Annotated in this window: 16 protein-coding genes, 1 pseudogene and 1 other annotated feature; of the genes and pseudogenes, 7 read left to right on the forward strand and 10 right to left on the reverse strand. The window is 44.7% G+C overall.

The features are described 5' to 3' along the window. Positions 1-126: 126 nt before the first annotated feature. From FTU91_RS03760 to FTU91_RS03805, 10 genes are all read right to left on the reverse strand, one after another. Positions 127-783 (reverse strand): 3-oxoacid CoA-transferase subunit B, encoded by a 657-nt coding sequence (locus FTU91_RS03760; protein WP_180081025.1) that lies wholly within the window; start codon positions 781-783, stop codon positions 127-129. Between the two features lie 19 nt (positions 784-802). Continuing rightward, complete coding sequence (locus tag FTU91_RS03765; RefSeq protein ID WP_180081027.1) at positions 803-1,474, reverse strand: 3-oxoacid CoA-transferase subunit A; 672 nt, start codon at positions 1,472-1,474, stop codon at positions 803-805. Between the two features lie 20 nt (positions 1,475-1,494). After that, on the reverse strand, positions 1,495-2,724 hold the full coding sequence (benE, locus tag FTU91_RS03770) for a benzoate/H(+) symporter BenE (RefSeq protein ID WP_180081029.1): 1,230 nt from the start codon (positions 2,722-2,724) through the stop codon (positions 1,495-1,497). Between the two features lie 56 nt (positions 2,725-2,780). Beyond that, on the reverse strand, positions 2,781-3,566 hold the full coding sequence (benD, locus tag FTU91_RS03775; protein WP_180042561.1) for a benzoate diol dehydrogenase BenD: 786 nt from the start codon (positions 3,564-3,566) through the stop codon (positions 2,781-2,783). Positions 3,567-3,579: 13 nt separating this feature from the next. Next, positions 3,580-4,596, reverse strand: a complete 1,017-nt coding sequence (benC, locus tag FTU91_RS03780; protein WP_180081031.1) for a benzoate 1,2-dioxygenase electron transfer component BenC — start codon at positions 4,594-4,596, stop codon at positions 3,580-3,582. A gap of 87 nt (positions 4,597-4,683) precedes the next feature. Next, positions 4,684-5,175, reverse strand: coding sequence for a benzoate 1,2-dioxygenase small subunit (gene benB / locus FTU91_RS03785; RefSeq protein ID WP_180042559.1), 492 nt, complete (start codon positions 5,173-5,175; stop codon positions 4,684-4,686). Beyond that, positions 5,172-6,554 (reverse strand): benzoate 1,2-dioxygenase large subunit, encoded by a 1,383-nt coding sequence (gene benA / locus FTU91_RS03790; RefSeq protein WP_166169983.1) that lies wholly within the window; start codon positions 6,552-6,554, stop codon positions 5,172-5,174. Before benA ends, benB begins: the two co-directional genes overlap by 4 nt. Positions 6,555-6,649: 95 nt before the next feature. Further along, positions 6,650-7,570 (reverse strand): catechol 1,2-dioxygenase, encoded by a 921-nt coding sequence (gene catA, locus FTU91_RS03795; protein ID WP_180042558.1) that lies wholly within the window; start codon positions 7,568-7,570, stop codon positions 6,650-6,652. Between the two features lie 149 nt (positions 7,571-7,719). After that, entirely contained in the window at positions 7,720-8,010 is a 291-nt protein-coding gene (catC, locus tag FTU91_RS03800) for a muconolactone Delta-isomerase (RefSeq protein ID WP_180081033.1), read from the reverse strand. Positions 8,011-8,023: 13 nt separating this feature from the next. Further along, entirely contained in the window at positions 8,024-9,133 is a 1,110-nt protein-coding gene (locus FTU91_RS03805; RefSeq protein ID WP_086196938.1) for a muconate/chloromuconate family cycloisomerase, read from the reverse strand. A gap of 115 nt (positions 9,134-9,248) precedes the next feature. On the opposite strand from FTU91_RS03805, the gene FTU91_RS03810 reads away from it, so the two are divergent. From FTU91_RS03810 to FTU91_RS03840, 7 genes and pseudogenes are all read left to right on the forward strand, one after another. Beyond that, a complete protein-coding gene (locus FTU91_RS03810) occupies positions 9,249-10,160 on the forward strand; it encodes a LysR family transcriptional regulator (protein WP_166169976.1) in 912 nt (303 codons plus the stop codon). Between the two features lie 257 nt (positions 10,161-10,417). Further along, the gene (locus FTU91_RS03815; RefSeq protein ID WP_180042556.1) at positions 10,418-11,791 is read left to right on the forward strand and encodes an MFS transporter; all 1,374 of its coding nucleotides are present in this window, start codon (positions 10,418-10,420) and stop codon (positions 11,789-11,791) included. A 168-nt stretch (positions 11,792-11,959) separates the two neighbouring features. Beyond that, the gene (locus FTU91_RS03820) at positions 11,960-13,228 is read left to right on the forward strand and encodes a DcaP family trimeric outer membrane transporter (RefSeq protein WP_180042602.1); all 1,269 of its coding nucleotides are present in this window, start codon (positions 11,960-11,962) and stop codon (positions 13,226-13,228) included. A gap of 615 nt (positions 13,229-13,843) precedes the next feature. Further along, a complete protein-coding gene (locus tag FTU91_RS03825) occupies positions 13,844-15,070 on the forward strand; it encodes an efflux RND transporter periplasmic adaptor subunit (RefSeq protein WP_180042555.1) in 1,227 nt (408 codons plus the stop codon). Then, positions 15,067-16,290: an ABC transporter permease gene (locus FTU91_RS03830; protein WP_180042554.1), complete on the forward strand. Its 1,224-nt coding sequence runs from the start codon at positions 15,067-15,069 to the stop codon at positions 16,288-16,290. The genes FTU91_RS03825 and FTU91_RS03830 overlap by 4 nt, the downstream gene beginning before the upstream one ends. Further along, positions 16,283-16,990 carry an ABC transporter ATP-binding protein gene (locus FTU91_RS03835; RefSeq protein ID WP_180042553.1) on the forward strand — a complete coding sequence of 236 codons (708 nt, stop codon included), beginning with the start codon at positions 16,283-16,285 and terminating at the stop codon, positions 16,988-16,990. The genes FTU91_RS03830 and FTU91_RS03835 overlap by 8 nt, the downstream gene beginning before the upstream one ends. Before the next feature lie 868 nt (positions 16,991-17,858). Then, positions 17,859-18,592 (forward strand): annotated as a pseudogene (locus tag FTU91_RS03840) (IS3 family transposase); the annotation flags it as partial. Then, positions 18,134-18,250: a sequence feature (AL1L pseudoknot), on the forward strand. It overlaps the preceding pseudogene by 117 nt. Positions 18,593-19,122: the final 530 nt, after the last annotated feature.

Here is a 19,122-nt window from a genome sequence, read left to right on the forward strand (position 1 = left end):
AAGAAGAAAACTCCTCCCTTTTTTAAAGGGTGAGAAGCATTGCTTCGCAAGGGAGGGATTTAATGAAGTAGTTTTATTCCTCAAATCCTCCCTAAATCCCTCCTTTAATAAAGGAGGGACTTCCCCTTAATTTGATTGAGTTGCATCAATCAGTTTGGCACCGGTCATCGACTGTAATTCTTCAAATGACAGACCTTCAACTTTCTCAATCACTTTCATGCCTTCAGGAGTGACATCAATCACACACAGGTCGGTATATATTCGGTCAACACATTTCAGGCCAGTCGCAGGGTAAGCCAACTCAGCGACAATTTTTGGCTCGCCTTTTTTAGTCACATGCTCGGTGGTAATAAAGACTTTTTTCGCACCAACGGCTAAGTCCATTGCCCCGCCCACCGCAGGAATCGCATCCGGTGCACCGGTATGCCAGTTGGCCAAGTCCCCATTTTCAGCGACCTGGAAAGCACCCAATACCGCGATGTCCAGGTGACCACCACGCATCATGGCGAATGAATCACCGTGGTGGAAGAAGGCACCACCTTCAAGTAAGGTCACAAATTCTTTACCGGCATTGATCAGCTCAGGATCACGGTCTTCTTCAGCAGGAGGAGGACCGAAAGCCAACAGGCCATTTTCAGAATGTAAAAACACGTCTTTGTCTGAAGGCAGGTAGCTGGAAATTTTGGTGGGTAAGCCAATGCCGAGGTTAACATAGGCGCCATCAGGAATATCTTGTGCCACACGTTCAGCGATCTGGTCACGGGTCAGTTTGCTATAGCTCATTGTTTCTCTCCGATACCAATTATTGTGCAGGTTTAACTTGAACAACGTGTTGAACAAAAATTCCCGGGGTGATGATATGTTCAGGATCTAGTGCACCCAGTTCAACCACTTCAGATACCTGGGCAATGGTCACGTCAGCTGCCATCGCCATAATCGGACCGAAGTTACGCGCAGATTTACGGTACACCAGGTTGCCCCAACGGTCGCCTTTATGCGCTTTAATCAAAGTGAAATCTGCCTTGATCGGGTTTTCTAAAACGAAGTCTTTGCCTTCATAGTTCAGGGTCGGTTTACCTTCAGCCAGCAATGTTCCGAAACCTGTAGGCGTGTAGATTGGACCCAAGCCCATACCAGCAGCCTGAATACGGCAAGCCAGGTTACCTTGAGGAACCAGTTCCAGTTCGATTTTTCCGGCACGATACAGTTCGTCAAACACCCAAGAGTCAGACTGACGCGGGAAAGAACAGATGATCTTGCGCACTGCACCCGTCTTTAAAAGTTTGGCCAGACCGTAATCGCCATTACCAGCGTTGTTATTCACAATAACCAGATCCTTGATGCCAAGCTCAATCAGGCCATCAATCAGCTCTGCCGGCTGACCCGCTGTACCAAAACCGCCAATCATGATGGTCGAACCATCTTTAATTTGAGAGAGGACTTCCGTTAATGAAGCCACGCTTTTATCGATCATAATCGTTCCTAACGCTAAAATTATTTAGTTTCAGTTTGGGAGAGGGAAACAGTGTTGGACACTGCGGGACCTGTTTTGGGTTTGCTTAATAAAAGATGGGCGACGAGACCGATACAAATGCCCCAAAACACCGAACTCAATCCGAGGAAATGCATACCGGATGCCGTAGCTAAAAAAGTGATTAAGGCTGCATCACGTTCGCTTTCATCTTTCATGGCCACTGAAACATTGGTGGCAATGGCACCCAATAAGGCAAGGCCTGCAAGCGCTGCCACCAGTTCTTTCGGCAGCAGGCTGAACAGCATGACAATACTGCCGGCAAATAAACCGCCTAAAATGTAAAACACACCATTGGCGATTCCTGCGATATACCGTTTATCTTTAAGTTCATGTGCATCCTTACCCATACATAAGGCAGCGGTAATGGATGCCAAAACAATGGTGATACCACCCACGCAAGCCACAGCAAGCGATGCAATACTGGTGGTGGTGATAATCGGTTTTGCAGGTGTGTCATAACCACTGAGTTTCATAATCGCCATGCCAGGCAAAAACTGCCCGCTAAGACTGACCAAGATTAGTGGAATCGCCAGATTCAGCATGCCATTAATTGACCATTCAGGGTTAATCCACTGCGGAATGGCAAGACTGAAATCGACAGTGACTGGATTCATTTTGCCGAGGATTAAACTGAGTAAAACTCCTGCAAACAGTACCCAAACCATGCTGTAGCGTGGACTTACGCGCTTGGATACTAGAAAAACCAGTAGCATGCCAAACACGATCAGGGGCATGCTGTTTGTAGCGGTGAACAGTCCCAAGCCAAATTGAAATAAAATCCCGGCCATCATGCCCGCTGCAATGGATTGGGGAATCCACTTCAGCAGCTTGTCAAAATAGCCTGTCAAACCAATAAAAAGAATCACCAAAGCAGCCGTGATATAGGCAGCGACCGCTTCATTTAAAGAAATATTGGGGAAGAGCGTGACCAACAGTGCCGTGCCGGGCGCTGACCAGGCGGTGATAACCGGGACTTTGTACTTGATTGATAAAAAAATCCCAGCAACTGCTGCACCAATGGAGATGCCCCAGATCCATGAAATCATCATGCTGGGGTTAACATTGGCTTTTTGTGCCGCCTGGAAAAAGATGATCAACGGCCCGGAATAGGAAATCAGCACGGCTAGAAATCCTGCAACCGTTGCTGACACAGACCAGTCATCTTTTAAGCTTTTAAACAGGGTCGTCATTGCTACTGCCTCCATGCTGATAAATCAATGATCCTGTACCACGCCTATGATCAGGGTTAGCCCTGATCACCACCACCAACGGGAACCACTGTTCCTGTCATATAAGACGATTCGTCAGATGCCAGGAAAGTAATGGCATTGACTTGTTCCTGAATCGTGCCGTAGCGTCCCAGGAAGGTACGGTCAATGGTTTGATCAACCACTTGCTGCATCCATTCTTTTTCAGATTCAGTCAGTGGATTGGCATTACGCGGTACTTTACGTGGTGGGGCTTCGGTTCCACCTGTCGCAACTGCATTGACACGAATACCATCTTTGGCATGTTCAAAGGCGAGGGAAGCAGTTAAACCATTCACACCACCTTTTGAAGCCGAATAAGGCACACGGTTAATACCACGTGTTGCAATTGAAGAGACGTTGACAATGGTACCTTGCTGATTCTTGATCATTTCAGGCAACACTGCGCGGCAGCACCACATGGTTGGAAACAGTGAACGATTCACTTCCTTGATAATTTCTTCTTCAGAAAATTCTTCAAAGGGTTTCATCCAGATGGCACCACCGACGTTGTTGATGAGCACATCAACACGGCCATAGGTCTCAATTGCTTGGGCAACCACAGATTCTGCACCTGCAAAGGTTTCCAGGTTAGCCTTGACGATAATTGCATCACCTTCTTGTGCTTCAATTTCCGCTAATGTCTCATCGACGTAATCAGATATATCTGCTAGAACAACTTGAGCACCTTCGCTAGCCACTTGTAGCGCTACACCGCGACCGATGCCTTGAGCGGCACCTGTCACGATCACAACTTTGTTTTCAAATCTTTTTGCGCGATTCATTTGATTCTCCAACTTAGTTTGCAGAGAATTTTTCGAACAGGAAGTTTGCTGGTTTAACACCTTCAGCTTCTAACCAGCCACGAACCGCTTCGACCATAAGGACTGGACCACATAAGTAGATGTCTACGTCACCACCGTTTAACCATTCATTATCAATATGGCCTGTGACATAACCTTTACGCTCATGTGCAGATTCCGGGTTTGCCACAACGGTACGGTATTCGAACCATGGTAATTTCGCCTGAAGTTCGTTAAGGCGCTCTAATGCAACCAGGTCAAAGTCGTTGGTTACACCAAATACCAGACGTACAGGCTGTTCTGAACCTTTTTCTTCCAGAACGGATAACATGGACAAGAATGGTGCAATACCTGTACCACCTGCCAGCATCACGACAGGGCGTGCAACATTACGTAAATAGAAGCTACCGAAAGGACCTATAAAAGTCATTTTGTCGCCCACTTTAGCCGTTTGGCTCAGGAAGCTGCTCATTTTGCCGTTCGGAACGTTACGAACAACGAAACCGGTTTTACGGTCACCCGGTTTAGAGCTGAAAGAGTAAGAGCGGGTTTCAGATGTACCAGGAATACCGACATTGACATATTGGCCTGCCAGGAAATTAATTTCTAGCTCAGCAGCGTCAAGTTCGATTTCAAAAGTAATCGTTGATTCAGAGAGGTTCTCAACAGAAGTTAGAGTACCTTGATAAGTATGAATTTGAGTTTTACAAACATCAGAAGTTGCCTGAATCTGGAATACAGCATCAGACGTCGGGTGGCACTGGCAAGCCAGTACATAGCCTTCAGCCGCTTCTTCAGGTGTTAAAGCATCTTCGATATAAGTTTCTTCCGGCATATCATAAGTGCCTGATTCACAAAATGCACGACACGTACCACATGCACCATCACGGCAATCTAGCGGAATATTGATCTTTTGGCGATATGCTGCGTCAGAAAGAGTTTCACCGTCAACAACAGTAATAAAACGCGTTACGCCATCTTCAAATTGAAGTGCAACATTATGGTTTGACATGGCAAGTATCCTACAAATGAGTTAAAACATCAGGTGGCCCGGGCCAACATTCCATTGGGCCAAGGCCGGTTTTTAAATCTAATCAGCTTAGATGTGGTAAACATCAATAACTTGGTTGATATAGTCGTTTTTCAGTACCACGTACTTGTTCAGGATTTTTGGCTGTTCGCCAGAGAAATCGATCACATAACGCGACATACCGAAGTAGCTGTAGTTTTTCTTGTAACGGAAACTCAAAGTATTCCAGTTAAAACGTACAGTCACCTGGTCACCGTTTTGTTCCACAATTTCAATGTTGCTGATGTTGTGGCTGGTACGGGTATCCGGCATGGTTGCTGAAGAACGTTCAGTCTTGATACGGAATACACGGTCTTCCAAACCTTGACGGTCCGGATAGAAAATCAGGGAGATTTCAGACTGAGGATCTTCGGTCAAGGTGTCATTGTCATCCCAGGCTGGCATCCAGAACTGTGCATTCGGAGCGTAGCACGCTAACCAGTTATCCCATTGCTCGTCGTCCAGGAAGCGCGCTTCGCGGTAAAGGAATTGAGCAATATTTTCTAAAGTAATCGCGCTCATGCTTGTTCTCCTGCAGCAGCAATCTCTTTTTCAGCAGCAATTGCTTTTTTCATCAGTTTCAACCAGAACTCGTGTTGAGCCAGGTATAGACCTTCGTCTTCAGTTTTAACGCCAGAAAGTTTTGGTTTTAAACCGATTTCATTGGCAGCCTCATCTGGACCTTGGATCCAGTGTTTAGAACCGCGGCTCATATCATTCCATTCAAGCGCGATACCCTGGTAGCCTGCTTGACATGCGCGGAATTCTTCCAGGTCATCCGGAGTTGCCATACCAGACGCGTTGAAGAAGTCTTCGTATTGACGGATACGACGTGCACGTGCTTCAGGTGCTTCACCTTTAGGCGCGATACAGTAGATGGTTACTTCAGTCTTATCGACAGAGATCGGGCGCAGTACACGGATTTGTGAACCGAACTGATCCATGAAGTAAACGTTTGGATAGATACACAGGTTACGAGAACGCTCGATCATCCATTTCGCCATGGCTGCACCGTATTTCTCGGTGTATTCGTCTTTTTTCGGGAAGTTTGGACGGTCTTCCGGGTTTGCCCATTGCGTCCAAAGGAGCATGTGGCCATTTTCGAAACCGTAAGAACCACCGCCTTGTTTACCCCAAGAACCAGCACTCATCGCACGGATGTTGTCGCCGCCTTGTTTTTCTTTGCGTTGCTGAGTTGTCGCAGCATAGTTCCAGTGAACTGCAGAAACGTGATAACCATCAGCACCGTTTTCAGCAGTCAGTTTCCAGTTACCTTCGTAGGTATAGGTAGACGCACCACGCAGAACTTCAAGACCTTCTTCAGACTGACCAACGATCATGTCGATGATTTTAGTTGCTTCACCAAGATATTCTTCAAGAGAAGGAACGTCTGGATTCAAGCTACCGAACAGGAAGCCTTTGTAGTTTTCAAAACGTGCAACTTTTTTCAGGTCGTGTGAACCTTCTTTGTTGAAGCAGTCAGAATAACCGGCATCAGAAGGATCTTTAACTTTTAACAACTTACCAGAGTTGTTGAATGTCCAGCCGTGGAAAGGGCAGGTATAAGTTGCTTTGTTACCGCGTTTGTAACGGCAAAGCTCTGCACCACGGTGTGAACAGGCATTGATCATGGCATTCAGTTCGCCATTACGGTTACGCGCAATGATGATTGGCTGACGGCCAATGTTCGTGGTGTAGTAATCGTTGATATTCGGAATTTGGCTTTCATGTGCCAAGTAAACCCAATTGCCTTCAAAGATATATTTCATCTCTAAGTCAAATAAGGCTTCATCAGTAAATACTGAACGATGGAGTTTGAATTCACCTGTTTCATAATTTTCAACAAGTAATTCATCGATACGATCTAGATGGCTGGTATTGATTACAGGAATACGTGGCATGTCCGTTCTCCGACTTTCCAAATTTTAGGGAAGTCACCACAGCGCTTCATTGCCCTTCTTTGGGGAATGAAGCGTTGCAGTTCCTTGTTTGCTAATTAAGCGCTTGCGCGACGACGTTCAACTTCAGTAGAAGGTGCACCTTCTTTGTCTTTTTGAAGTACAACGTCGAACTGGATATGTTTGAAAGGACCTTTCAAGCCGCGACGCGCAATTTCAGCTTCGTCAGTAACGTCAACCGCAGTTGCTACCAGACCTTCGCGAGTACCGAATGCGAAGTCATCCCAAAGGTATTTGTCGCCTTCGATGTTGAACTGAGTTGTCAACTTGCGGTGACCTGGTGCAGAGATAAAGTAATGCACGTGTGCAGGACGCTGACCGTGACGAGAAAGCTTGTTCAACATGTGTTGTAACGGACCTTCAGGGTTCAAACCGTAACCTACAGGCATAGTGGTTTGCGCAGTGTAGTTACCGTTTTCATCACTCAGGATGGTACGACGAAGGTTGAAGTGCGACTGAGATTTGTCGAAGTAAGAGTAGTTACCGTTGCTGTTGGCATGCCACATTTCTACTTTAGCACCAGAAAGAACTTCACCATCAGTGTCAGTTACTTTACCTTCGATGATAAGTGTCGGGATTTTACCTTCTTCAGTACCATCGTCCATGCGAGCGAAACCTGTTGATTCAGGTGCACCAGCAACATATAGAGGGCCTTCGATTGTACGTGGTGTACCACCCGTTAAACCTGCTTTTGCATCAGCTTCATCAGCACGCAAGTCCAGGAAGTGTTCCAGGCCGATTGCTGAACCTAACAGTGCAAACTCATCAGCTTTTGCCATGTCGATCAGCGCTTCTACACCTTTCCAAACTTCAGACTGGCTCAGATCAAGATCTTCAATGGCTTGGTAAAAGTCTGTAACCAGACGAACAACAACTTGTTGTAAACGGGCATCTACTGGACCTTCAGAAGTGTCTACGTTACAAGCTTTAACTACATTTTCAATGGTTTGACGATCCATTTTATTACTCCTTGGAGGGGTGCTTTGGTGGCGAATATCTCTGCTTAAAGAGATAGATGGCTGCCACTTTCCTTGTTTGCTACTTGGTATGTTAAATATGTTTTTTTGTGAAACTGGAACAAAGGTTTATTCCAGTTTTCAGGGTTAAATCAGGTGTCATCTTCACGAACAGATGAGGGGTGACGGTTTAATGCCATCACTTCAATGTTCATGTAAGGGTAGAGTGGAAGACCCTGTAAAATGTCATGCAGTTCTTCATTGCTCTCGACATCAAAAATACTGATGTTTGAGTATTGGCCAGTAATGCGCCAGATATGACGCCATTTGCCTTGACGCTGCAATTCCTGTGAATAAACCTTTTCAACGGCTTTAATTTCATTGGCCTGTTCAACGGGCATATCACGTGGAATATTTACATCCATACGTACATGGAAAAGCATGGGTTTCTCCTGATTACTGACGACGCAAGTTGTCAATCTTGTTTTCATCCAGCTCAATACCCAGACCTGGACCGTTCGGAATCTCAAGTTCAAAGTTCTGATAGTTGAGCGGGGTTTTCAAAATATTTTCGGTAAGCAGCAATGGACCAAACAGTTCGGTTCCATACGCCAGATTTTCAAAGGTAGAGAAGACATGAGCAGAGGCAATCGTACCCACCGGGCCTTCCAGCATGGTGCCGCCGTACAGGTCGATACCTGCCAGTTTAGCGACTTTTCCAACCTCACAGCCTTCAACCAAACCGCCTGATTGGGCCACTTTTACTGCAAAAACTGATGCACCATTGTTACGTGCAATTTGATAAGCTGAGTGAGGACCCATCAAGGATTCATCCGCCATGATGGCCACATCAAAACGGCGAGTCAGGCGTCGCATTGCATCCAGATTGTCAATTGCACATGGCTGTTCAATCAGATCAACACCACCATCTTGTAACAACTGAATACCCTTGATCGCTTCAAGCTCAGACCAGGCACGGTTTACATCGACACGAATCGAGATGTCTTTGCCCAAGGCTTTCTTGATCGCCAGTACATGTTCAACATCTTCTTCAACCGGGCGTGAACCAATTTTCAGTTTGAACACATTGTGGCGTTTTGCCTCAATCATTTTCTGCGCTTCAGCAATATCTTTCTCGGTATTACCTGAAGCCAATACCCAAAGTACCGGAATACTGTTTCGTAAACGTCCACCTAATACTTCACTGAGTGGCAGGTTGAGACGTTGTGCCTTAATATCCAGTAGGGCAGTCTGAATGGCACATTTGGCAAAGCGGTTGCCATTAATATTTTTTTTGATTACCTGTAATGTTTGTGCAACATTTAAACCGGATAATGTTTTTAAAAGCGGTGCGAAATAAGTATCAATATTAACTTTGACACTTTCCGGGCTTTCTTCACCATAGCCTAATCCACCAATAGTGGTTGCTTCGCCCCAGCCTACATAACCATCTTCTGTGGTAATTTTAACCAACACCAGTGTCTGGGTTTGCATGGTTGCGACAGCCATCTTGTGGGGACGGATGGTTGGAATTTCCACCAGCAACGTTTCTATAGACTTATACATCTTTAAAATTCTCGATCTTGCTTTATGCCTGTCTTGTGATATACCTTAAAGGAATAGTTTTAATTGGTCGAAGATCAATTTTGCATTTTTTTATACTTTAAAGGTATTTTTAACTATGGAACTTAGACATTTACGCTACTTCGTTGCAGTGGTTGAAGAGCAAAGTTTTACCAAAGCGGCTGAAAAACTCTTTATTGCTCAACCTCCTTTAAGCCGACAGATCCAAAATTTAGAGCAAGAGCTAGATATTCAGCTGTTTGAGCGGGGTAGTCGTCCACTTAAGACTACGGAAGCAGGACAATTTTTTTATCAGCATGCGGTTAAACTTTTGTCTAATGCTGAAGAAATAAAATCGATGACGAAACGTATCGGGATTGCCGATCGGACCATTACCATTGGTTTTGTCGGTTCTTTATTATTCGGTTTGCTATCGCGCATTATGTTTCTTTTTAAACAGCAGCATCCTTATCTCAAGATTGAAATGATGGAAATGAATACCTATGAGCAGATTCAGGCGCTTAAAGAAGGAAAGATTGATGTCGGCTTTGGCCGTTTAAGAATTTCCGACCCTGCGATTAAACGTGTACTACTTCGTGAAGAGCCTCTTGTCGCGGCAGTGCATGCCAGCCATCCTTTAGGACAGCGTTCTGGTGTGAACCTGTCGGAACTGGTAGATCACCAGTTATTCTTGTATCCCAATACCGGTAAGGCCAATTTTGCCAGTCAGGTCCGTGGTATATTTTCCGAGTATGGACTGGAACCCAAAAATGTTCGTGAAGTACGTGAACTGCAGCTTGCACTCGGTTTTGTTGCAGCAGGAGAGGGCATTTGCCTGGTGCCGGAAAGTGCCAAAAACATTAAATTGGCGCATTTAAACTTTATTCCTATATTAGACAGTTTTGCGGTGAGTCCAGTCTTCATGGCCATTCGTAATATGGATGAAAGTGAATACATCCAGTTCCTGTTTGATGCGGTATATCAGGTTTATGACCTGGAAGCGGTGCAATATGATCGTGCCGTGTTCTGATCAGGCACAGTAAAAAACAACCCTAAAAACCTTAAATATAGAAAATTTCTCCAAATAATGAGACTCAATAAAATATTTTTATATAAAAAGGTGATGGGTCTCATGGTCTTTAATATATCTAAAGCATAGTAAATACAGGATTTTGACCTAAAGCAGACTTTATAGGTATAGAAACATGCCTATTCAGTTTTGGACATTTTTTCGCATCTTCTGCATTGTGAGCACCAGAAACTGAACTTCACAATTAGGAGGTGGAGATGTCTACAAATAAAGTGAATATTAATACGCTGATCGATGAGGCAAAATTTACGCCATTTCACTGGGGTGTGTTGCTTTGGTGTCTGTTGATCATTATCTTTGACGGTTATGACCTGGTAATTTATGGGGTAGCTTTACCACTCCTGATGCAGGAATGGGCACTCAGTACCGTACAGGCAGGTTTGCTGGCCAGTACTGCATTATTTGGCATGATGTTCGGTGCCATGAGCTTTGGTACTCTCTCTGACAAGATTGGCCGTAAAAAAACCATCATGATCTGTGTTGCACTTTTCAGTGGTTTTACCTTTTTAGGTTCTTTTGCCAGTAACCCTACTGAGTTCGGTATTCTTCGCTTCTTAGCCGGTTTGGGAATTGGTGGCGTAATGCCAAACGTGGTTGCCCTCATGACCGAATATGCACCAAAACGTATCCGCAGCACGCTGGTTGCCCTGATGTTTAGTGGTTATGCGATTGGTGGAATGTCATCTGCATTATTGGGCGCATGGTTGGTTCCACAGTTTGGCTGGAAAATCATGTTCCTTCTTGCCGGTACTCCATTATTACTTTTGCCGGTTATCTGGAAATTCCTGCCAGAATCGCTGATGTACCTGACTGTTAAAAAAGAAACAGAAAAGGCCCACGTCATTATCCAAAAATTGTCACCAGAACAGCAGATTACAGCTCAAACTGAATTTGTCCTGAATGAGGTGAAAAAAGGTGATGAAGCGCCACTCAAAGCATTGTTCCAGCAAGGCCGTAGCTTTAGTACCTTCATGTTCTGGCTGGCTTTCTTCATGTGCCTGTTGATGGTATATGCTTTAGGCAGCTGGTTACCAAAACTAATGATTCAGGCAGGTTATTCACTGGGCGCAAGTATGATCTTCCTGTTTGCCCTGAACATTGGCGGCATGATTGGCGCGATTGGCGGTGGCTACCTGGCAGACAAGTTCCACATCAAAAAAGTATTGACCATCATGTTTATATGCGGTGCATCGGCTCTGGTTCTGCTTGGTTTTAACAGTCCACAGTTTGTATTGTATGCCCTGATTGCCTTGGCAGGTGCCTCGACTATCGGTTCACAAATTCTGCTATATACCTTCGTCGCACAATATTACCCATCGACTGTACGTTCTACCGGCATGGGTTGGGCTTCAGGGATTGGCCGTATCGGAGCGATCGTAGGACCAGTACTGACCGGAACTTTATTAACTTTTGAATTGCCACACCAAATGAACTTCTTTGCCATCGCTATTCCGGGTGTGATCGCTGCGCTGGCTGTTTTCATGGTTAATCTAAAATCTTCTGTAGAAGGCCAAGCCCTTGCAGAATCTGCTGTCAAAAGCAGTCCTGTTGCACAAAAAGTCACCCAATAATTTCTTTACCTTTCCATTAATCTACTATCATCAATGATATAGATCGCCATCGTAAGCGATGGTGATCTGTTGCTAGAATTTGACGGCACAATAACAAGCGAGTTTAGGATGAACGCGAAAACATTAACCCAAACAACTGATTTACAAGCAACAACGGTTCGACCAAATATGCAGCGTACGCTCATGATAAGCATGATTGCATTAAGCATGGGAGGAATGAGTGTTGCAGCGCAAGCACAAACCCAGCAGCAAAATGAAATTGAACAGCTTAGACAGGAAGTTCAAGCTTTACGTAGTTTGGTGGAGCAGCAAAAAGTACAGAATGCACAAACTGCAACAGCAATTGCTAACATACAACGTACTGCAGCAACTGTGCCAGCGAACCCTGTATTAAAAACTGCCAAAGGCGCCGAGTTTAATTTATATGGTAATGTGCGTTTAGATGCCTCTTATAAGGTTGATGGCGGTCCTATCGATTGGCCATATAACCAGATCAATAACGTGGCACTGGAAGGTACTGCCGGAAATAGCGACCGTTTAAGCTCGACTTTATCTGCAACGCGTTTAGGCCTTGATTTTAAAACTCAGGCTTCTGAGCAAGAGGTCAAAGGTAAAATTGAAGTCGACTTTTTGGGTGGAGCTAACTTCGATAATCTGCGTATCCGTCATGCCTATGTAAATTATGGTAACTGGCTGTTGGGGCAAACCTGGTCAAACTTTGCAGTACCGGATTATATGCCAGAAACTATTGATGCAAATGCATACGTTGGTGGTGCTGTGAAACGTACACCACAAGTGCGTTATACCACCAAATTTAATCCACAAACCAATTTGGTATTAGCTGCTGAAGATCCTAAAGATAAATTGGTCACTGATAAGGTGATCACTCAGCGTTTACCGGCGTTAACCGCACGTTTAAATCATCAATTTGCAGATAACTTAAATGTCAGCGTACGTGCCATGGGTCATGAAAAGCGTATCAATTCTGAAGAAGAAATGGCATGGGGAGTAGGTGTAGGTGCAAAGTATGATGTCGTACCTGGTACCACCTTAAAAGCAGATTATTACCATGTTAAAGGCGATAGCAGCTTCGTATCATTTGCCAATAAAGGTGTTGTTGTAGAAGCAGATGGTAGTCTTGTACAAAACGAATTTGATTCTATTATGCTAGGTGTTACCCAAAAATTTAGTGACAAATTACATGGCACTTTGGGCTACGGCTATATGACTTTTGATAAAGATCAAAATTATCTGGATGCTCCAGGAAGTGCAGCTACAGCCAATAAAGACCTCTGGCAAGCCTGGGCAAATGTTTTTTATAGCCCAACCAAGCCTTTGAGTTTTGGTCTTGAATATGTCTATGGTGAACGTGAAACTTTTGCTAGCAAGACAGGTGAAGACAACCGCTTAAATGCAGTTGCAATCTATAACTTCTAATAGTCCCCTAAATAAAGACCTCTTATTATGCACTACATAGTAAGGGGTCTATTTTTATATGTATATTGTGATCATTTGAGAATCAAAACCTGAGCCAGAACAAAGCACAGCCATGGACTAGATCTTTTTTGCTATTACCTCATTGTGAACCACTCGTTTAGAATGACTAAATTTAGTATTTCTTGCCTCACATCCTCTAAAAAATACTTGCACTCGCAAATATAGACGAATTATCAACAGATCCTCATTTTCTATTATTGAATTTCGCATAGTGAAAATTAGTGCATAGCCACAATAAGGTCTATCAAAAGATCAATAGAGATATCTTGAATTTGGGCGACCCTTCCGTTTAAGTTAAACTGGCTTATGAATTTTAAAGTAGTAAAAATACGGAAATAGGTGTAAGCGGGGTTATTTTTCGTTTATCTTTATATGACTCATTTGAATCCTAGCCAATTCACAACAGGCCGATCGCTACCATAGTGTAATGGTTTAATTTCATGAGGCTTTTCAAAAAATCTTATTGTCAATAACAAGTTGAAGCATACAATTCTACAGAGCAACAGTACTTGCTGTTAGATGTACCAAGCTCTTAAGCTGAACTGGAGAGATTCATTGCGCGTTGTTCGCTATAAATTTGTGATTATCATCCTGCTGCTTATACTTGCAGCAAGCTATGCTCTATTTCGATGGTGGCAGGGACCTGTGTTACCAGGATATACCCTGACATACAGGCCTCTGGTGCAAAATGTAGTAGCGACTGGCCGTGTAGCAACCGTATCACGTGCTCAGGTGGGCAGCGAAATTACCGGTGTCGTTCTTGAGCGGTTTGTGCAGGAAGGTGATCAGGTGGTGCCGGGTGATTTACTGCTCGTCTTAAAATCGGATGAACTGCGTGCACAGGTACGACAAGCTGAAGTGGCTCTGACCGAACTCGCAACCAGCCGGCGTCCACAGGCAGTAGCAGAACTGGCCACTGCCAAAGCCCAGCTGGAACAGGCCAGTCGGGAAGCAGCACGTAGACGTAATCTAGAAGCTGGCATACTCTCAGCAGAAGAAATAGAACAGGCCGTGGAAGCGGAAAGAGTCGCCCGCAATAATTTTGAAACAGTACGTCTAAAAACAGCAGCATTGGCACCTGGTCAAGTCGAGGAAGCCAAGCTTCGTGAGCAACTTGCTGCAGCCCAGGCTCAACTGGCCAAAACTAAAATTCGCTCTACAGTCACCGGTACGGTACTCACTCTGGATGTGGAACCGGGTGATCTGATCCAACCGGGTCAGACTTTATTTAGCATCGCATTGAAGGGCAATACAGAAATTCGTGTGCCTTTAGATGAGCGAAATTTACCGCAACTTGCTTTACAGCAAAAGGCAATGGTCATTTCTGATGCCTATCCGGATCAAGCTTTTCCGGCCCGGATCAATTTTATAGCGCCAAGCATTGATCCGCAGCGTGGTACGGTAGAGGTTCGCTTAGCCGTCGATCCGGTGCCTGATTTTCTGCGTCAGGATATGACGGTGTCGGTGAATGTCGAGACCAACAGACGAGAGCGGGCATTGGCTATTCCAAACGATGCTTTAAGCAGTATCAAAGGCGATAAGGCCAGTGTGCTATTGGTACGTGATGGAAAAATAAAATATCAGCAAGTCAGCTTAGGTTTACGTGGCCTGGCCATGTCAGAAGTGGTTTCAGGTTTGAGTGATGGTGATCAGGTGCTGGCCAATGCCGAAGCACCCTTAACAGAGGGTGAGAGGGTACGCTTAAAACAGCAAAAAACACCCTGGAATCATCAGGCTGATGATACAAATAGTAAAAATGAATTACCGGTGAAATTCGATTGAAAAACTTTTTCGGGCGGCTCTGGACAGAATGGACAATCGCAATCAGTTTTTTGCGTGAAGGCCGTGCACAGTCCATCATGATTACTGTGGGTGTTGCAGTGGGTGTGGCTGTCATCATTTTTATCAGTGCTTTAATTCAAGGATTGCAGTCGAATATTGTCGAACGTACTTTGGGTACTCAGGCGCATATCCGTTTGCTGTCACCGGATGAGGTGAATCAGATTGTGCAGCCTGCTGCAGGAACGGTGCAATTATTGCAGGAAGACAAGCGGGCACAGCGCCTGCGCTCAATTAACAACTGGCAGCAGATTACTGAGACTTTAGATCAGTTGCCGGTACTGACCGCCGTATCTCCGGTGGTATCCGGGCCGGCCTTTGTGCAAAGGGGTGATGCCATTCAATCTGTCGCCTTGGTGGGTATTAATCTTGAACGTTATCAACAGATTATCCCACTGAGAGAATATCTGTTAAGCGGTCAGTTGCGCATCGGTGCAGACGATGTAATGATTGGCAGTCAGCTCGCCAAAGATCTGGGTGTGCAGGTGGGAAGCAAGTTACGGCTGGATACGGGGCGGGAGAACAGTGCATTGGTCAATGTGGCCGGGATCTTTGAACTTGGGGTACGCGAACTGGATGCGCGCTATGTGTATCTGGACTTGAAACAGGCACAGTCCTTACTCAGTTTACCTGGTGGAGTTACAGTGATTGACCTGACTATTTCAGATATTTTTGAGGCAGACAATATTGCTGCACAGATAGGACGCTTGACCTCATTAAAAGCCGAAAGCTGGATTAAAACCAATGCTCAGCTGATGAATGCAATTACCGCTCAGAGCCTGTCAACCAATATGATTATTATCTTTGTGGCAATTTCCGTGGCATTTGGAATTGCCAGCGTTATGTCGGTCAGCGTGGTGCAGCGTACCCGGGAAATCGGTATTTTACGCGCGACTGGCGCGACCCAATTGCAAATTTTACGAATTTTCCTGTTTCAGGGCGCAATATTTGGCCTGCTGGGTTCAGTTTTAGGCAGTGCGGTCAGTTATGGTCTGGTGTGGATATTCAACACCTTTGGCCCGGGTCTGTTTTACATTCCTCTTTCGATCAATCTGGTAATACTGGCCTTGTTACTGGCTACGCTGACTGGCGTACTGGCTGCTGCGATACCATCGCGCCGGGCAGCAGCATTGGACCCTGTGGAGGCGATTCGTCATGTCTGACCAGTCTCAGGAAGTACTGCGCCTAGAAGCGCTGCATAAATCTTATAATATCGGGCAGCCCAATGAAGTTGAAGTATTACATGGAATCGATTTGCGTATCGCCCGCAATGATTTTGCTGCGCTGATTGGTCCATCCGGTTCCGGTAAAAGTACCTTATTGAATATTTTAGGTTTGCTGGATAAACCTAGCAGCGGTGAGCTGTATTTGCTGGGTCAGCCAACCAGTCGCATGGATGATGCCGGACGTACTGCGCTACGCGGCAACAGTATCGGTTTCGTGTTTCAGTTTCATCATCTTATTCAGGCTTTTACTGCCTTAAACAATGTACTTATGCCGTTAATGCTGACACATGGCAAGCCGGACAAACAGGCACTGGAGCGAGCGCGTGAACTGCTTGCAGCAGTCGGTCTTGAACAGTTTGCGGATCGTAAACCGAATGAACTTTCGGGAGGGCAGCAACAGCGGGTGGCGATTGCCCGGGCACTGATTACAGAACCAGCGCTATTATTAGCTGATGAACCTACAGGGAATCTGGATACCCAGACGGCTGCAGAAATGTTTGAACTGTTCCGTAAAGTGCATCGCGAACGTGATTGTGCTGTACTGCTGGTAACGCACGATCCACGTCTGTCTGCGACCTGTGATCGCACCATCAATCTGGTCGATGGCCGTATTCAAAGTGATTCATCAAATCATTAAACCAGCTCCTTTATTTTAAAATTCTAATCTTGATCTTAGCTACCCACTGAACAGCGATATGCAGATCTCTATAAGAAAACAAACGCTGAATTAAAAGAAGAAATGGGTGATTGCTGATGTATAGGATCATTGAGTTAATCTTTATTTCTATTTGCATTTGTCTTGTTTCTTACGCTTTTTTCACTGTCATTTTCTATGTTTCAGGTTGGGGGATGGCTAAATGAAAATTAATGCAATTCACCAGATCGACCTTGCTGAATGTCCTCGTTGTCATTCAATCATGTTCAAAGGTCTTATTTCATTCCATTTAACTAGTTGCTTGGGGTGATCTTCATGTCTAATAAATCTGATCAAAAAAAACATCAAAACCCGTAAAAACACGGGGGAAAGTACCCTAAATAAGCAATTCCATAGTCCTGAGTCTAGTCTCCGGACTGATTTTTCTATCCCCATTTATAACATGCGGGTTACGATTGACTAAAAATGAATCAAAATAGGGCTGATTTAGATGATTACAAAAGATGATTTAATTTATTTGTTTATGCTGATTCAAATTTTAATTGTTGCTTTGATCTTGGCTTTTAAAGTGTTTGTTTGGTCAGGTTGGTATCAGTTCATTTTTGGCTAAAGTTCTTTGTGATCCGATAGGTTGTTGCTACTGAAATTAGTTTGGACGTTTATAAATTAACTTCCACAATAAAAATACAAACGTCCAAAGCTCACGGATTTCGGCATAACGTGTATTATGTTCATTAAGATGCTTCACTGGAGAGATTAATATGTTGGTGAATCTCTCCAGTGAAGTTGTGCAATGACTATGAACCGTACCGGGTTTGTCGGAGACCAAACTTTCTGAGAGAATGTCCCGATGAAAAAAGTAAAATATACCCCTGAAATCAGAGATAGAGCGGTTCAATTATTGATTGAATCCGAAAAAGATTATCCATCGAATTGGGCTGCAATCACAGCAATTGCGCCTAAGATTGGTTGTACTCCTGAAACACTTCGTGCCTGGCATCAAAAGCATTTAGATCAGCAAAATCCTATTAAAGTACAACAGATATCTGATCAAGAAAAAATGAAGCAAATGGAACGTGAAATTAAAGAATTAAAGCGTGCCAATGAAATTCTACGTAAAGCAGCCGCTTTTTTCGCCCAGGCGGAGCTCGACCGCCCACACAAATAATGGTGGATTTCATCCATAACAATAAAGACTTATATGGTGTTGATGCGATTTGTAGGATTTTACCGATCGCAGCTTCAACCTATTACCGAACTTTAGATCTCGCTGACAATCCAGAACATCGAGCGAAACGAGATCTACATGATGAGCATCATGCTGAACAAATTAAACGAATTTGGAAGGAAAGTTTAGGTCGATATGGTGTACGTAAAGTTTGGCAAAAATTGAAACGTGAAGGCTATGTTATTGCACGTTGTACAGTTGCTCGATTGATGCAGAAGCTAGATATACAAGGTGTTTGGCGTGGTAAGAATAAACAAACCACCCGTAGCCGAGATGATCAAAAAAGAGCAGATGATTTAGTGAAACGTAATTTTACTGCTGATCATCCAAACCAACTATGGGTCGGTGACTTTAGTGTGCCGCAGCAAGCGGCGTAAGAGATGAGGGTATGGCCCCTCGCTATCGGCTTGCAGGAGCAGGTAGCAAACCACCATAAGCGGCTTGGATCAAAAGTCCCGGTCGTGAGCGTTATGGAAAAGGCATCGTAGAGATGTCAGGTAAGAATTAGGAAGGCGAACAACAGTGAACTGCCGTTCAAGTGTCGAAAGTACTCAAATGACATCAAAACCGGGGATGGAAGTTACCCCGCGATTAGTTTGGCCGTTACCTGCTTACGGGCCATTCGGTGTCCGGCGTAGAGGCAGCGCGATCCTAATTCAGGCTCTTACGTTGAACTGCGGGAACCTTCGGTGGCGATGTCAAGCGAAAGGCACAAGCTCAAAAGGCAAGGCTGATAATAGCAATGCGTCACCAAGGGGCGGAGCAACTCGTAGTAGTGTTGAAGTTACTGTAATGGTAATGGAGCGAAGGGGTTGCATTATCCAGGTCTACGGATTTGTCAACTGTGCAAGCAGGAGGAGCAAAACTTTATGACCAAACCATTTAA

Origin of the sequence: Acinetobacter sp. YH12201, from assembly GCF_013418145.1 — a bacterium.
In the GTDB taxonomy this organism is placed as follows: Bacteria; Pseudomonadota; Gammaproteobacteria; order Pseudomonadales; family Moraxellaceae; genus Acinetobacter.

Bases quoted from the DNA above. Each gene is read 5' to 3' on its own strand.
- benB (WP_180042559.1), bottom strand. From the start codon at position 5,175: ATGAGCGCGATTACTTTAGAAAATATTGCTCAATTCCTTTACCGCGAA.
- FTU91_RS03835 (WP_180042553.1), top strand. From the start codon at position 16,283: ATGTCTGACCAGTCTCAGGAAGTACTGCGCCTAGAAGCGCTGCATAAA.
- catA (WP_180042558.1), bottom strand. From the start codon at position 7,570: ATGGATCGTCAAACCATTGAAAATGTAGTTAAAGCTTGTAACGTAGAC.
- FTU91_RS03810 (WP_166169976.1), top strand. From the start codon at position 9,249: ATGGAACTTAGACATTTACGCTACTTCGTTGCAGTGGTTGAAGAGCAA.
- benD (WP_180042561.1), bottom strand. From the start codon at position 3,566: ATGAATCGCGCAAAAAGATTTGAAAACAAAGTTGTGATCGTGACAGGT.
- FTU91_RS03820 (WP_180042602.1), top strand. From the start codon at position 11,960: ATGCAGCGTACGCTCATGATAAGCATGATTGCATTAAGCATGGGAGGA.
- FTU91_RS03765 (WP_180081027.1), bottom strand. From the start codon at position 1,474: ATGATCGATAAAAGCGTGGCTTCATTAACGGAAGTCCTCTCTCAAATT.
- benA (WP_166169983.1), bottom strand. From the start codon at position 6,554: ATGCCACGTATTCCTGTAATCAATACCAGCCATCTAGATCGTATCGAT.
- FTU91_RS03760 (WP_180081025.1), bottom strand. From the start codon at position 783: ATGAGCTATAGCAAACTGACCCGTGACCAGATCGCTGAACGTGTGGCA.
- FTU91_RS03805 (WP_086196938.1), bottom strand. From the start codon at position 9,133: ATGTATAAGTCTATAGAAACGTTGCTGGTGGAAATTCCAACCATCCGT.
- FTU91_RS03815 (WP_180042556.1), top strand. From the start codon at position 10,418: ATGTCTACAAATAAAGTGAATATTAATACGCTGATCGATGAGGCAAAA.
- benC (WP_180081031.1), bottom strand. From the start codon at position 4,596: ATGTCAAACCATAATGTTGCACTTCAATTTGAAGATGGCGTAACGCGT.
- catC (WP_180081033.1), bottom strand. From the start codon at position 8,010: ATGCTTTTCCATGTACGTATGGATGTAAATATTCCACGTGATATGCCC.
- benE (WP_180081029.1), bottom strand. From the start codon at position 2,724: ATGACGACCCTGTTTAAAAGCTTAAAAGATGACTGGTCTGTGTCAGCA.